General features: G+C 65.6%; 11 protein-coding genes. 10 read left to right on the top strand and 1 reads right to left on the bottom strand.

The window, feature by feature from the left end; genetic code table 11:
* Window position 1: 1 nt before the first annotated feature.
* The 4 genes from BEP01S_RS02190 (at window position 2) to BEP01S_RS02175 (ending at window position 6251) form a co-directional block, all read left to right on the top strand.
* Complete coding sequence (locus BEP01S_RS02190) at window positions 2-2587, top strand: cytochrome b/b6 domain-containing protein (protein WP_062240126.1); 2586 nt, start codon at window positions 2-4, stop codon at window positions 2585-2587.
* Window positions 2588-2843: 256 nt separating this feature from the next.
* A complete protein-coding gene (locus tag BEP01S_RS02185; RefSeq protein WP_062240123.1) occupies window positions 2844-4193 on the top strand; it encodes an MFS transporter in 1350 nt (449 codons plus the stop codon).
* Between the two features lie 68 nt (window positions 4194-4261).
* Complete coding sequence (locus tag BEP01S_RS02180) at window positions 4262-5515, top strand: aminopeptidase P family protein (protein ID WP_039211584.1); 1254 nt, start codon at window positions 4262-4264, stop codon at window positions 5513-5515.
* A 28-nt stretch (window positions 5516-5543) separates the two neighbouring features.
* The gene (locus tag BEP01S_RS02175) at window positions 5544-6251 is read left to right on the top strand and encodes an IclR family transcriptional regulator (protein WP_039211582.1); all 708 of its coding nucleotides are present in this window, start codon (window positions 5544-5546) and stop codon (window positions 6249-6251) included.
* 51 nt (window positions 6252-6302) lie between these two features.
* Here BEP01S_RS02175 and BEP01S_RS02170 read toward each other — a convergent pair whose 3' ends face one another.
* Window positions 6303-6965: a GntR family transcriptional regulator gene (locus tag BEP01S_RS02170; protein ID WP_062240120.1), complete on the bottom strand. Its 663-nt coding sequence runs from the start codon at window positions 6963-6965 to the stop codon at window positions 6303-6305.
* Window positions 6966-7101: 136 nt separating this feature from the next.
* Between BEP01S_RS02170 and glyA the strand changes: the two genes are divergently transcribed.
* The 6 genes from glyA (at window position 7102) to purU (ending at window position 14579) form a co-directional block, all read left to right on the top strand.
* Window positions 7102-8493, top strand: coding sequence for a serine hydroxymethyltransferase (gene glyA, locus BEP01S_RS02165; RefSeq protein ID WP_083532457.1), 1392 nt, complete (start codon window positions 7102-7104; stop codon window positions 8491-8493).
* The gene (locus BEP01S_RS02160) at window positions 8493-9710 is read left to right on the top strand and encodes a sarcosine oxidase subunit beta family protein (RefSeq protein WP_062240117.1); all 1218 of its coding nucleotides are present in this window, start codon (window positions 8493-8495) and stop codon (window positions 9708-9710) included. Before glyA ends, BEP01S_RS02160 begins: the two co-directional genes overlap by 1 nt.
* A 29-nt stretch (window positions 9711-9739) precedes the next feature.
* A complete protein-coding gene (locus tag BEP01S_RS02155; RefSeq protein WP_062240114.1) occupies window positions 9740-10030 on the top strand; it encodes a sarcosine oxidase subunit delta in 291 nt (96 codons plus the stop codon).
* Entirely contained in the window at window positions 10027-12954 is a 2928-nt protein-coding gene (locus BEP01S_RS02150) for a 2Fe-2S iron-sulfur cluster-binding protein (RefSeq protein WP_062240111.1), read from the top strand. The genes BEP01S_RS02155 and BEP01S_RS02150 overlap by 4 nt, the downstream gene beginning before the upstream one ends.
* Entirely contained in the window at window positions 12947-13633 is a 687-nt protein-coding gene (locus BEP01S_RS02145) for a sarcosine oxidase subunit gamma (protein ID WP_083532456.1), read from the top strand. Before BEP01S_RS02150 ends, BEP01S_RS02145 begins: the two co-directional genes overlap by 8 nt.
* Before the next feature lie 91 nt (window positions 13634-13724).
* On the top strand, window positions 13725-14579 hold the full coding sequence (gene purU / locus BEP01S_RS02140) for a formyltetrahydrofolate deformylase (RefSeq protein ID WP_039211576.1): 855 nt from the start codon (window positions 13725-13727) through the stop codon (window positions 14577-14579).
* Window positions 14580-14724: the final 145 nt, after the last annotated feature.

The following is a 14724-nucleotide window of genomic DNA, read 5'->3' as shown; positions in this document are numbered from 1 at the left end:
TATGGCAACCTATTCCAGTTCGCTGCGCTCGGGTCTGCCCCGGGTCGAAGGCGGAGACCCCTGGCCCCCGGAGGGCACCATCGGCGAACCCTTGGAAGAGGGCGCGTCGTGGCTGCCGGAGACATCCGACACGGAGGAACTGGATGAAGGTTCCACCGCCGAGGCGGCCGAGCCCGATGTGACCGACGCTGAGGAATCGGCGGAGACCGAGGCTTCCACCGAAGCCGAGGATTCCGTTGAGGACTCCGCTGAGGAGCCTATCGAGGAGTCGGCTGATGATTCGTCATCCGGTGCTGCTGTCGCGGCAGGAGCCGGTGCTGCCGGTGTCGCCGCTGGTGCTGCGGGTGTTGCCGCAGCCGGTGCCGACGATGCTGACGACTCGGCTGAGGCGTCTGACGAGTCGGTTGGCTCGTCTGCCGCTGAACCCGAAGCCGATGCTGCTCCTGCGGCCGAGGTGCCTCTGCGCCGCGGTCTGCCGCGCGTCGAAGGCGGAGAGCCGTGGCCTCCGGAAGGTCTCGCTCCTGCCGGAACGAAGGCCACCGGTGATTCTGCTGCACCCGCCGCGTCGGCTGAAGCCCCTGCTTCCGAAGAGTCAGTCGCCGAAGAGGATGCCCCTGTCGAGGATTCGACCGAGGAATCGGCAACCGTCGAGTCGGACGAGGAGTCTTCGGCCGCCCCGGTTGCTGGCGCTGCTGTCGCAGCCTCTGCTTCCGGTGATGAGTCGGCTGCGGCAGAACCTGCCGCCGACTCCGCTTCCACTGGCGGCTCTGCTCCTGCTGCCGAAGTTCCCCTGCGTCGCGGTCTGCCGCGCGTCGAAGGCGGAGAACCCTGGCCGCCGGAAGGCTTCGCACCCGCCGGAGTCAAGGCCGCTGGTGGCTCGGCCGCCGGTGCTGCTCCGGCAGCGGCTGCGTCCGCACCTGCTGAGGGCACCGCGGAGGAATCCGCTGCTCAGCCCGACTCCGCCGAAGCTCCTTCGGCTGACACTTCGGCCGATTCGTCATCCGAGTCCTCGTCCGTTGCTCCTGCGGCAGCCGCCGCAGCCGGTGCCGGTGCTGCCGGTGCTGGTGTAGCCGCAGCTGCTGCGTCCGGTTCGGGCTCCGGAGAACTCTCCGATGTTCCCCTGCGCCGCGGACTTCCCCGCACCGTCGGGGGAGACCCCTGGCCTCCGGAAGGCTTCGCTCCGGCAACGGCAGTGAAGACTGCCGGTGCAGGACAGGCCGCCGCTTCGGCGCCCGCTGAGTCTTCAGCGACCGAGGCAGACAAGTCTGCCGAGGATGCGCAGTCGACGGCTGAGGCGAAGCAGGATTCGAAGCCGGCTGCCGGTGACGAATCAGGCGAGAAGAAGCCACAGGGTCGACGCACCGGAATCGGTGGTGTCGGTGCCGGGGCGGCAGCTGCAGGTGCGGCGGTCGCTGGTGCGGGAGCCGCCTCTGCGTCGGAGAAGAAATCTGACGAAGCCGAGAAGAAGCCCGCTCAGCGCAAGCCGATGGCGAAGCCTGCGGCGAAGACCGCGGACAAGCCCGCTCAGCGCAAGCCGATGGCCAAGCCCGCCGCGACGAACGACGACAAGGCCGCGGCACGCACCGCGGACAAGCCGGCCGCGAAGACGGCACCGGCCGCAAAGGCCACGTCTTCGGGTTCGGGCAGTACTGCCTCGGCGAAGCCTGCAGCGAAGAAGGAACCGATCATGATCGGTTCGAAGTCGCTGGGGCAGTGGTCCAAACTCGTCGGGCTGGGACTCGGCGGGCTCATCGTCGCAGCCGGGATCCTCATCCTCGCCGCGCGCGGAGTCACGACCCTGCCGGGCGTGCCGGAGTTCCTCGAACGCTACCCGGGCGAATACCACATCCCGGACTTCGTCGATCCCGGCTTCCCGGGCTGGGTGCGGTGGACGCACTTCCTCAACATTTTCTTCATGGTGCTCATCATCCGGTCGGGTCTGCAGGTGCGTCACCAGCAGAAACCGCCGGCGTTCTACACGCCGAAGAACGGTGGGAAGAAGATCAGCATCAACCTCTGGCTGCACACGAGCCTCGATCTGCTGTGGCTGGCCAATGGTGTGGTCTTCGTCGTGTTGCTCTTCGTCTCCGGACACTGGGCACGCATCGTGCCGACCAGTTGGGAAGTCTTCCCGAACGCTCTGTCGGCGGCGCTGCAGTACGCCACGATGGAATGGCCGATGGAAGATGCGTGGGTCAACTACAACGCTCTCCAGCAGCTGATGTACTTCATAGTCGTGTTCATCGCCGCTCCGCTGGCCGCGATCACCGGTGTGCGGATGAGCGAATGGTGGCCGAAGGACGCCTCGACGCTGAACAAGATCTACCCGGCGCCGCTGGCTCGGGCGATCCACTTCCCGACGATGCTGTTCTTCGTGTTCTTCATCCTCGTCCACGTGTTCCTCGTGTTCACGACCGGACTTCGACAGAACCTCGGGTACATGTTCGCCGGCACGGACGTGGTCGGATGGGCCGGTCTCATCTGGTTCCTCATCGCGATGGTCGTGGTCGTGGCCGGTTGGTTCGCCGCCAGGCCGCTGCTGCTCGCCCCGATCGCGAATCTCTTCGGACGCGTGTCGAGCAGGTAGGCGACACCGCCCGCATCAGCGAAGCCCCGCACGATCGAAAGGTCGTGCGGGGCTTCGCTGTGTCGGGGCGAGTTCAGTTCCAAGGCCCTGTCGGACATGCAGTCCGGCGGGTCCTTTCGCCTGCCGCTTTCTGATTGCGCGCAGTTCTGAGCAGAAATCTCTTGACCGGGTGACCGGGACACAATAACCTTAAATGCAACGCAGTTGTAAAGAATGCAACACCGCGTTGTCACTGTTCACAACGATGGAGAAGACAATGAAGTCCGACCTCGCTCCAGAGGACAACGACGCTGTGAAATCAGATGCGTCGGCGACCGCGCAGCCGAATATCGAGCAGAAGCGGACGCTGCGGCGCGTCGTCTCCGCCAGTTTCGTCGGCAACTTCGTCGAATGGTTCGACTACGGCGTCTACGGGTATTTTGCGACGACCATTGCGATCGTCTTCTTCCCTGAGTCCGAAGGCAATCTCGCGCTTCTGTCCACCTTTGCGGTCTTCGCCGTCTCCTTCGTCGTCCGCCCCATCGGCGGCTTCATCTGGGGTCATATCGGAGACAAGATCGGACGACGTTCCGCACTGTCCGTCTCGATTCTCATCATGTCTGTCTCGACCTTTGCGATCGGTCTGCTGCCGAGCTTCGCGGTCGCCGGCTTCCTCGCTCCGGTGCTGCTGCTCGTCGTCCGCCTCGTCCAAGGATTCTCTGCGGCAGGCGAATATGCGGGGGCCTCGGCGTTCCTCGTCGAATACGCACCACCGCGGCGACGCGGTCTCTACGCAGCCGTCGTTCCAGCCAGCACCGCCACCGGATTGCTATTGGGATCGGTGCTCGCCGCAGTCCTCTCGTCGACGCTGAGCGATGGACAGCTGGAGAGCTGGGGTTGGAGGCTCCCATTCTTCCTTGCCGCGCCCATGGGACTGATCGGCCGCTATATCCGAACCAGACTCGAGGACACGCCGGCATTCCGTGAACTCGCTCAGCAGGATGAAGTGATCAAAGCCCCGGTCTTCGCCATGTTCCGGGACCACTGGCGGCCCCTGGTCATCTCGATGTGCGCAGTGCTGCTCAACGCCGTCGGGTTCTATGTCGTCCTGACCTATATGCCCACCTATCTCACGACCGAGCTCGGCTATGGGGCTACTGAATCGTTCGTCGCCACCACCATCGCTCTCGTCACCTATATCGGTTTCATCCTGCTCACCGGTCTGGCCTCGGATCGGTTCGGTCGCAAAAGGATGCTCATCATCGCGTCAGTCACTTTCATCGTCCTCACGGTGCCGGCCTTCATGCTGCTGGACGCCGGCAGCTTCACGCTCGTCGTCCTTGTCGAGATCGGACTCGGAGCCATGCTCACCCTCAACGACGGCACTCTGCCGAGCTTCCTTGCCGAGATGTTCCCGACACGTATCCGGTACACCGGGTTTGCCGTGAGCTTCAACGTGTCGAACGCCCTGTTCGGCGGCACCGCACCTTTTATGGCCACTCTGCTCATCGGCCTGACCAATTCGCATCTTGCCCCCGGTTGGTACCTCATGGCTGCGGCCGCAATCTGTCTCGGTGCAGTCATCTGCGCCAAGGAGACCTTCCATAAGCCTCTGCGCGACGTCTGAAGTCGTCCAGAACCCCACCACACCGCCGCGGCACCGAGATGGCGGTGTCGAACGAATAGGAGAAACCCATGACCACCTTTGCTGACAACGCCTCCGTCGCTGACCTCGAGCGGCTCAAGGTCCTCCACAACGGGTCCAAGACACCGCTGACCTTCTCCGATGGGGAGATGGAGCGGAGACTGACCGGACTGCGCGCCATTATGGCCGAGAAGGAGCTCGACGCAGTGGTCCTCACCTCGTATCACAACATCAAGTACTACTCGGACTTCCTCTTCACCTACTTCGGTCGCTCATATGCCATGGTCGTCACGGCCGACGACACGGTGACGATCACCGCGAATATCGATGCAGGCATGCCGTGGCGAACCAGCTACGGGGAGAACATCGTGTACACGGATTGGCGTCGTGACAACTACTACTACGCGATCCAGGAGGGCCTGCGTCAGCGCGGAATCGGAAACCCGCGCCGTCTCGGCGTCGAAGACGACAACCTGCCCCTCGAGAATCGCAACAGGCTCCAAGATGCCTTCCCTGCAGCGGAACTCGTCGACATCTCGAAGGAGTCGATGCGCCAGCGGATGATCAAGTCACCCGAGGAGATCGAGGTGATCAAGCACAGCGCTCGAATCGGCGACCTCGGCGGTGAGGCTATCAAGGCCGCCATCACCGAAGGCATCAGCGAGTACGAACTCGCGCTCATCGGCACTGAGGCGATGACTCATGAGATCGCTAGGACGTTCCCCGACCAGGAGATCCGTGATACCTGGGTGTGGTTCCAATCGGGTATCAACACCGATGGCGCGCACAATTGGGCGACGACCCGCAAGATCCGAAAAGGTGACATCCTCAGCCTCAACTGCTTCGCCATGCCGACCGGCTATTACACCGCGCTGGAGCGCACGCTCTTCTACGGAGAGCCCGACGCTCGGTCGCTCGAGCTGTGGAACGTCAACGTCGAAGTGCACAAACGCGGTATCGAACTCATCAAGCCCGGCGCTGTGTGCAAGGACATCGCCGCCGAACTCAATGAGATCTACTTCGAGCACGGACTCTTCGAAAACCGCACCTTCGGGTACGGACACTCATTCGGAGTGCTCAGCCACTACTATGGGCGTGAGGCCGGGCTTGAACTGAGAGAAGACATCGACACCGTCATCGAGCCGGGAATGGTCATCTCCATGGAGCCGATGATCACCATTCCCGAGGGGCAGCCGGGTGCCGGCGGTTACCGCGAACATGACATCGTCGTCGTCGGGGAGAGCGGTTCCGAGGACATCACGAAGTTCCCGTTCGGGGCCGAACACAACATCATTCCGGCCTGAGGGCCTCGCTGCCGAATATACTCACACCATGTCCCGACAATCGCCTGACAACCCACGCCGCGGTGCCTCGGTCATCGAAAACACCGTCGCCATCCTGCGCTGCTTCGCGCCGGACCGGCAGGAGCTCGGTGTCACCGAGATCGCACCGCGCGTGGGGCTGCACAAGAGTTCGGTGTCGCGGATCCTCGCCTCGCTCGAGCAGGAGGGGATCGTCGAACAGGCGCCGTCCAGGCGGTATCGGCTGGGTCTGGGAATCATCGCGATCGCGGGCCCTCTGTTGGCCGATCTTGATGTTCGCAGGGCAGCGTATCCCATCCTGCAGGCACTCACGCGGGCCACTTCCGAGACGAGTGCGCTGATGGTGTGGGACGGCGCCGAGGCGGTCACCGTCGAACAGGTTCCGAGTCCCGAGCCGGTCAAGCATACGTCCAGTCTGGGGTCGCGATATCGGACGGAGGGAAGTGCCTCGGTGAAGGTGTTCCGCGACGCCGGCGACGGCCCGGATCGCGCCGGCGGTCCCGCTTATGCACTCAACGATGCCGAAACCTCTCCGCACGAGGTCGGCATCGCCGCACCCGTGCACGACCATCGCGGTGAAGTGGTCGCGGCCGTCCTCATCGCCGCACCGAAGTTCCGCACCGATGCGACCCGCATCGCCGAGCTCGGCGAACACTGCGTTCAGGCGGCGGAGCGGGTCTCGCTGCGCCTCGGTGGTTCAGGGCGGCAGCGACTCTGAATCTGTGTGCGATGACGGGACCGTGAAGCGCGGGTCCAGTTCTGGCTGGGCTCAGCGCAAGGTGGCGCGGACGGTCTTGTCGAACTCGCGGACGTGCTCGGCGGCGTGGGCGGCGACGGTCTGTTCGTCGCCGTCGAGGATCGCCTCGAGCAGATCGATGTGCTCGCGGATGTGAGTGACGAGATCCGGGATCCCCGGGATGACGAGGCACCAGATGCGGGTGGCCAGATCGTCGAGGCGGATGAGGGTCTCCGATAGGTGCGGATTGTCCACCGAGCTGTAGATGAGGCGGTGGACATCGAGATCGCGTTCCATGAGGGTCCGCTGCTCGTCGGTCGCCTCGAGTGCCTTGAGACCGGCGATCGCTGCCGTGAAATCCGCGCGACGCTCCGGCGTGAGGTTGCGAGCCGCGCGCCTGGCGGCGATGGGCTCGAGTGCTTCGCGCATCTCGGAGATCGTCGACAGATCGGTGAGGTCGACGTTGGTGGCGAAGGTGCCGCGCCGCGGATAGGACACCACGAGGTGATCGCGTTCGAGTCGCTTGAGGGCCTCGCGGATCGGCGTGCGGCCGACCTCGAGCTCGGCGCTGAGGGCCGCCTCGTTGATCGGATCGCCCGGAGCGATGTCGAGCATGATGAGGCGGTGGCGGAGGATCTCATAGGCGTGATTCGCCAAGGACGTCGTCGGTGACGTCGCGTCGGCGGATGTGCTCATGAGAAGAATCCTCCCAATCTCTGCGGAAAACGTATTGCGCTGGCTGGAATTCTCTGCCTACACTACAGGAACGCAGCTGATATATTAGTTGCCGATCAGCCGGGAAGGACTGATCGCAACAGGTCGAAGGAGATCCATGACAGAGCAACTCGCAAACCCCGCCGAAGCCGGCACGGCCAGTGCCCCGACGAGCGCTTCCGCTGGGACCGTCCCCAGCCGCGAACCCGTCGAACTGAGCACCTCGATCGCTGAACTCGACCCGCAGGTCGCCGGATTCATCGACGCCGAACTGGCCCGGCAGCGCGAGGGCCTGGAGATGATCGCCTCGGAGAACCACACCGCCTCGGCCGTCATGGAAGCTCAAGGGTCGGTGCTCACGAACAAGTACGCCGAGGGCTACCCGGGCCGCCGCTACTACGGCGGCTGCGAACACGTCGACGAGATCGAACGCATCGCCATCGACCGCGTCAAGGCACTCTTCGGAGCCGCGTACGCGAACGTCCAGCCGCACTCCGGCGCCCAGGCCAACGCCTCGGTCATGCACGCCCTCATCCGTCCCGGCGACACCGTCCTCGGCCTCAACCTCGCCCACGGCGGCCACCTCACCCACGGAATGAAGATCAACTTCTCCGGCCGCCTCTACTCGATCGTCCCCTACGGTCTCGATGCCGAGACTGGACGCGTCGACATGGCCGAGGTCGAACGCCTCGCCCACGAGAACCAGCCGAAGCTCATCGTCGCAGGCTGGTCGGCCTACACCCGTCAGCTCGACTTCGCCGAGTTCCGCCGCATCGCCGACGCGGTCGGTGCCTACCTCATGGTCGACATGGCCCACTTCGCCGGACTCGTCGCCGCCGGGCTTCACCCCTCACCGGTCCCGCACGCCCACGTCGTGTCGTCGACGACGCACAAGACCCTCGGCGGCCCCCGAGGCGGCATCATCCTCACCAATGACGCGGACATCGCGAAGAAGATCAATTCCGCAGTCTTCCCCGGACAACAGGGCGGACCCCTCGAACACGTCATCGCCGGCAAGGCCGTGGCCTTCGGCTTGGCCGCCACCGACACCTTCGTCGACAAGCAGAAGCGGACCCTGGCCGGCGCCAGCGAACTCGCCCGCCGCCTGACCGAAGACGACGTCGCCGAACGCGGAATCTCCGTCCTCACCGGCGGCACCGACGTCCACCTCGTCCTCGTCGATCTGCGCAACTCGACCCTCGACGGAGCCCAGGCCGAAGATCTGCTCGCTCAGATCGGCATCACCGTCAACCGCAACGCCGTCCCCGACGACCCGCGACCGCCGATGGTCACCTCCGGTCTGCGGATCGGCACCCCGGCGCTCGCCAGCCGCGGATTCGGCAGCGAAGCATTCGCCGAGGCGGCCGACATCATCGCCGAGGTGCTCAAGGCCGGCACGGACGAGAGCGGCGCGAGCCCGGAGATCATCGTCGAACTGAGCGAACGCGTCACCCGACTGGCGAACGACCACCCCCTGTACCCCACCCTCACCGAGATCGGAGCACGCTGATGGCTGACCAGCTTCCCGAACACCCCGACTTCCTGTGGCGCAACCCGGAGCCGAAGAAGTCCTACGAAGCCGTCATCGTCGGCGGCGGCGGACACGGACTCGCCACCGCCTACTACCTGGCGAAGAACCACGGAATGACGAACATCGCCATTCTCGAGCGCGGCTGGCTGGCCGGGGGCAACATGGCCCGCAATACGACGATCATCCGTTCGAACTACCTCTGGGACGAATCCGCCGCGATCTACGAGAAGTCCCTCAAGCTCTGGGAGCAGCTTCCCGAAGAGCTCGACTACGACTTCCTCTTCTCCCAGCGCGGCGTGCTCAACCTCGCCCACACCCTCCAGGACGTCCGCGAATCCCAGCGCCGGGTGAATGCGAACACGCTCAACGGCGTCGACGCCGAATGGCTGGACCCCCAGCAGGTGAAGGAAGTCTGCCCGATCATCAACATCGGCGACGACCTCCGCTACCCCGTGATGGGCGGCACCTATCAGCCGCGCGCCGGCATCGCCAAGCACGATCACGTCGCCTGGGCCTTCGCCCGCAAGGCCGACGAGATGGGCGTCGACATCATCCAGAACTGCGAGGTCACCGGCATCGAACGCATCGGCGACCAGGTCGTCGGTGTGCAGACGAACCGCGGACCGATCGCCACGGAGAAGGTCGCCCTGGCCGTGGCCGGCGACTCCTCGGTGCTCGCCGACATGGCCGGGATCCGCCTGCCGATCCAGACCCATCCGCTGCAGGCCCTGGTCTCCGAACTCTTCGAACCCGTGCACCCGACCGTGGTCATGTCCAACCACGTCCACGTCTACGTCTCCCAAGCGCACAAAGGCGAACTCGTCATGGGCGCCGGCGTCGACTCCTACAACGGATACGGTCAACGAGGCGGCTTCCACGTCATCGAGGAGCAGCTGGCCGCCGCGGTCGAGCTGTTCCCGATCTTCGCCCGCGCCCATGTGCTGCGCACCTGGGGCGGCAACGTCGACGTCACCCTCGACGCCTCACCGATCGTGTCGAAGACGGAAGTCCAAGGACTCTACGCCAACTGCGGCTGGGGCACCGGCGGCTTCAAAGGCACCCCGGCGGCGGGCTTCACCTACGCCCACACCATCGCGAACGACGAACCTCACCCGCTCAACGCCCCATTCGCCCTCGACCGCTTCGAAACCGGTCACCTCATCGACGAACACGGCGCCGCAGCCGTGGCCCACTGAGCCGGACTCGGAAGGAAAGAGACACCGACATGCTGCTCATCCACTGCCCGAACTGCGGGCCACGCGACGAAACCGAATTCCACTACGGCGGACAGGCGCACGTTCCCTACCCCGAAGACCCGCACGCCCTGACCGACAGGGAATGGGCCGAGTACCTCTTCTACCGTGAGAACAGCCGCGGCGCCTTTGCGGAGATGTGGAGCCACAGCGCCGGCTGCCGGAAGTGGTTCAACGCCATCCGCGACACGGCCACCTACGACTTCACCGCGATTTACCCGATCGGCTCGCCCCGTCCCGACACGCAAGGAGAGGTTCGATGACGAACACCACCCGCCTGCACTCCGCGTCTCGACTGTCCTCTGCCACCGGCATCGACACCACCCGCCCGATCGACTTCACCGTCGACGGGCAGACCTACTCGGGCTTTGCCGGTGACACGATCGCCAGTGCGCTCATCGCCGCGGGCCGCATCGACTGCGGAAACTCGACCTACCTCGGACGCGCCCGCGGCATCCTCGGCGCCGGCGTCGAGGAGTCCAATGCGCTCGTCCGCGTGCATTCCCGGTACTCCGGAGACGTCTCCGAATCGATGCTGCCCGCCACCCGTGTCGCCATCGCCGAAGGACTCGAGGCCGACTACCTCGCCGGACTCGGCATCCTCGACCCCGGCCAGGACGAACTGACCTACGAACACAAGCACGTGCACACCGACGTCCTCATCGTCGGCGCAGGCCCCGCCGGACTCGCCGCGGCCAGGGAAGCTGGCAAGTCCGGTGCGCGCACCCTGCTGCTCGACGACCAGTCCCTGCCCGGCGGCTCGCTGCTCGCGGCGGGACCGGCCACGGCCGAAACGATCGACGGCGTCGACGCCCTCGCCTGGGTCGAGTCCACCGTCGCCGGGTTCGCCGAGCACGAAGAGCTCACGTACGTGAAGAACACGACCGTCTTCGGCAGCTACGACTCGAACTACTTCGTCGCCCTCGAAGACCGCACCGATGCCGTCGCCGCTGCTGGTGGCCGCGGAGTGCGCCAGAAGGTCTGGCATATCCGCGCCGGTCAGGTCGTGCTCGCCACCGGCGCCCACGACCGTCCGATCGTCTTCGCGGACAACGACCGACCCGGCATCATGCTCGCCTCGGCCGTGCGCACCTATCTCGGCCGCTTTGGTGTGGCCGCCGGTGACCAGGTGGCGGTGGCGACGACGAACGACTCCGCCTATGACCTCGTCACCGACCTCCACGCGGCAGGCATCACCGTCCCCGCGGTCATCGACTCCCGCACCTCAGCCTCGGCGATCGCCGAATCCGTCACCACCGCTACGGGCACCCGGCTCATCCTCGGCTCTGCCGTCACCTGCACCGCCGGTGACGGCCCAGCCGGACGGGTCAGCGCCATCACTGTCGCCGGACTCGACGACGACGGGGTCGCAGCCGAGAACGGTGAGAGCATTCCCGTCGACCTGCTCGCGGTCTCCGGCGGACATTCGCCGGTCATCCATCTCCACGGTCAGCGCAAGGGCACAATCCACTGGAACGGCGACATCGCGGCCTTCGTGCCGACGACGCCCGTGCGCGACCAGTTCACGGTCGGAGCAGTGACCGGGGACTACTCGCTCGAAGCGGCTCTGCGGCAGGGCGCCGAGGCGGGGAACCAGGCGGCGAACCGCACCGGCTTCCCGGCCGCGCTCTCCGTCCCCGCCGCCTCAGCGATGGCCTATGCTCCGGCCCGTCCACTGTGGCTGGTCACCTCGGCGCAGGACGACCACGAGGCCCTGACCACGCACTTCATCGACTTCCAGCGTGACCAGACCGTCGCCGACGTGCAGCGGGCGATGGGCGCGGGCATGCGCTCGGTCGAACACATCAAGCGCTACACCTCGATCTCGACGGCGAACGATCAGGGCAAGACCTCAGCGGTCAACGCGATCGGCGCGATCGCCTCGGTGCTGGGGAAGGCCGACGACCTCGGACAGGTCGGGCACACGACCTTCCGCGCCCCCTTCGCCCCGGTGCCCTTCGCGGCACTGGCCGGACGGCGCAAGGGCGAGCTCTTCGCCCCGGCTCGGGTCACCTCGATTCATCCCTGGCACGTCGCCCACGGTGCCGAGTTCGAAGACGTCGGGCAGTGGAAGCGTCCCTGGTACTACCCGAAGCCGGGTGAGGACATGGAGGCGGCGGTGCTGCGCGAGGGCAAGGCCGTGCGCGAATCCGTCGGCTTCCAGGACGCCTCGACGCTCGGCAAGATCGAGATCCGCGGGAAGGACGCCGGGGAGTTCCTCGGCCAGATCTACACGAACGGCTTCAAGAAGCTCAAGGTCGGCAAGGGTCGGTATGGGCTGATGTGCAAGCCCGACGGCATGGTCTTCGACGACGGTGTGACCCTGCGCGTGGCCGAGGACCGCTACTACATGACGACGACCACCGGCGGGGCGGCGACCGTCCTCGAGTGGCTCGAGGAATGGCATCAGACCGAATGGCCCGACCTCGACGTCGTCTTCACCTCGGTGACCGAACAGTGGTCGACCGTCGCCGTGGCCGGACCTCGGTCGCGCGATGTCATCGCCAAGGTCGCCCCGAATCTCGATGTGTCGAACGAGGCATTCGAGTTCATGGGCTTCCGCGAGACTACCTTGGAAGGCGGCATTCCGGCTCGCATCTGCCGGATCTCGTTCTCCGGTGAGCTCGCCTTCGAGATCAACGTCGACACGTTCTACGGGCTGGCAGTCTGGGAGGCCGTCGCCGAGGCGGGTGCCGAGTTCGACATCACCCCATACGGCACCGAGGTCATGCACGTGCTGCGTGCCGAGAAGGGCTTCATCATCGTCGGCCAGGACACCGACGGCACCGTGACCCCGCAGGACGCGGGCATGGAGTGGATCGTCTCGAAGGTCAAGGACTTCATCGGCAAACGCTCCTACTCCCGAGTCGACACGGCCCGCGAGGACCGCAAACACCTCGTCGGAGTCCTGCCGGTCGACGGCACGACGCGTCTGGCCGAAGGCGCCCAGCTCATTGCGGCGGGCACCCCCGTCACACCGGAGGACGGACCGGTGCCGATGATCGGACACGTCACCTCGTCCTATATCTCGCCGAGCCGCGACCGGCCGTTCGGTCTCGCACTCGTCGAGAACGGCCGCAACCGCGAAGGAGAGATCGTCAAGTCTCCCTTCGGCGACACCCTCGTCGACGTCGAGATCACCTCGCCCGTCTTCTACGATCCGGAAGGAAACCGCCGCGATGGCTGACACCACCTACTCCACCCCTGCGACGGCACAGTCCCCCTCGACCGCTGAGACGCAGGCTGCCCACGCGGGCACCGGGTCGAGCGGACTCGATGACCTGCGGGTTTCACCGGCCGCGCACCTGGCCGGGCTGATGTCCGAGGCGACTGCCGCCGGCGGCCGCAGCGTCGGCCTGCGCGAACTGCCCTTCACGGTGCAGATCGGCCTGAGGGCACAGCCGGACTCCGCATCGTGGAAGTCACTCGAGGACACGTTCGGTCTCAGTCTGCCGCGCAGCGTCGGCGAAGTCACCGGTGATCCGGCGGCTCAGCACGTGCTGTGGCTGAGCCCCGACGAATTCCTTGCCGTCGACGTCTCCCGCTGCCAGCAGCCCGGCGAGACGATCGTCGCCGAGGCGGGACTCGAGGGACTGCCCGGACAGGCCGTCGATCTCTCAGCTAACCGGACGATCCTCGAACTCACCGGGGAGAAGGCCCGGGACGTGCTCGAGAAGAGCTGCCGCGCGGATCTCCACCCCCGCGCCTTCGGCCTCGGATCCGCGATCGTCACCTCTCTGGGTCCCGTGCCGGTCATCCTTCACCACAGCGGTGAGGACACGTACCGCGTCTACCCGCGGGCGAGCTTCGCGGACTTCACGGTCCGCTGGCTGCTCGACGGAATGGCGGAGTTCCTCACCGAATGAGCTACGACCGGTCGACCGTGCCGATGCCGATCGCCATTATGCGGCAGACTGGGACACCGGGACTTCGCCCCACAGACAGAAAGATACGGACATGCAGGACTACATCTTCACCCTCGAATGCGCCGAGCGCCCCGGAATCACGCATGCCGTGACCGGTGCCCTGCTCACACACGGCGGAGACATCAAGGAACTCAAACAGTTCGACGACCAGTCGACCCAGCAGCTGTTCCTGCGCATCGACTTCAGCGTCTCCGACGAGCCCGGCAATGGTGTCGAGGCTCTGCGGACCGACTTCGAAGCGATCGGCGAGGAGTTCGGAGCGACTTGGCAGCTGTGGCCGCAGGGGCAGAAGCGGCGGGTGCTCATCATGGTCTCGAAGTTCGAGCACTGCCTCAACGACCTGCTCTTCCGCGCCCGGGTCGGCGAGCTGCCGATCGAGATCGCCGCAGTCGTGTCGAACCACCCTGACCATCGTGAGCTCGTCGAATGGCACCACATCCCCTTCTTCCGGATCCCCGTGACGAAGGAGACGAAGCCCGAGGCCGAGGCGAAGCTGCTCGAACTCGTCGACCGCTTCGAGGTCGACCTCGTGGTGCTCGCCCGCTATATGCAGATCCTCTCCGACGACCTCGCCCGCGAGCTCACAGGACGGGCCATCAACATCCACCACTCGTTCCTGCCGTCCTTCAAGGGCGCGAAGCCCTACCACCAGGCGTGGGAGCGCGGAGTGAAGACCGTCGGGGCGACCGCGCACTTCGTCAACTCCGAACTCGACGAGGGGCCGATCATCGCTCAGCAGCTCGTCGAGGTCGACCATGCCTTCACTCCCGAGGACCTCGTGGCCGCCGGTCGCGACGCAGAATGCAAGGCGCTGTCCAATGCCGTGAAGTGGCACTGCGACGGACGTGTGTTCCTCTCGGGCAAGAGGACCGTCGTCCTGCGCTAGAACCGCTTTCGCACCGACCGCTCAGGTTGCCGTCGCTGTACCGCGTTATGCGGCGAGCGGTCGACGGCAACCTGAGCGGTCGGCGTATCCACGGCGCCGTGGGACTGAGCTCATTGAAGGGGCTGCTTGCTGCCTCGGCGTGGAT

It is taken from the genome of Brevibacterium epidermidis NBRC 14811 (assembly GCF_001570805.1).
GTDB classification, from domain to species: Bacteria; Actinomycetota; Actinomycetes; order Actinomycetales; family Brevibacteriaceae; genus Brevibacterium; species Brevibacterium epidermidis.
This window is presented reverse-complemented; position numbering and strand designations above follow the sequence as displayed.

Excerpts from the sequence above, each read along its gene's own strand:
- BEP01S_RS02180 (WP_039211584.1), top strand. The coding sequence starts at position 4,262 with ATGACCACCTTTGCTGACAACGCCTCCGTCGCTGACCTCGAGCGGCTC.
- BEP01S_RS02175 (WP_039211582.1), top strand. The coding sequence starts at position 5,544 with ATGTCCCGACAATCGCCTGACAACCCACGCCGCGGTGCCTCGGTCATC.
- BEP01S_RS02155 (WP_062240114.1), top strand. The coding sequence starts at position 9,740 with ATGCTGCTCATCCACTGCCCGAACTGCGGGCCACGCGACGAAACCGAA.
- purU (WP_039211576.1), top strand. The coding sequence starts at position 13,725 with ATGCAGGACTACATCTTCACCCTCGAATGCGCCGAGCGCCCCGGAATC.
- BEP01S_RS02185 (WP_062240123.1), top strand. The coding sequence starts at position 2,844 with ATGAAGTCCGACCTCGCTCCAGAGGACAACGACGCTGTGAAATCAGAT.
- BEP01S_RS02160 (WP_062240117.1), top strand. The coding sequence starts at position 8,493 with ATGGCTGACCAGCTTCCCGAACACCCCGACTTCCTGTGGCGCAACCCG.
- BEP01S_RS02145 (WP_083532456.1), top strand. The coding sequence starts at position 12,947 with ATGGCTGACACCACCTACTCCACCCCTGCGACGGCACAGTCCCCCTCG.
- BEP01S_RS02150 (WP_062240111.1), top strand. The coding sequence starts at position 10,027 with ATGACGAACACCACCCGCCTGCACTCCGCGTCTCGACTGTCCTCTGCC.
- glyA (WP_083532457.1), top strand. The coding sequence starts at position 7,102 with ATGACAGAGCAACTCGCAAACCCCGCCGAAGCCGGCACGGCCAGTGCC.
- BEP01S_RS02170 (WP_062240120.1), bottom strand. The coding sequence starts at position 6,965 with ATGAGCACATCCGCCGACGCGACGTCACCGACGACGTCCTTGGCGAAT.
- BEP01S_RS02190 (WP_062240126.1), top strand. The coding sequence starts at position 2 with ATGGCAACCTATTCCAGTTCGCTGCGCTCGGGTCTGCCCCGGGTCGAA.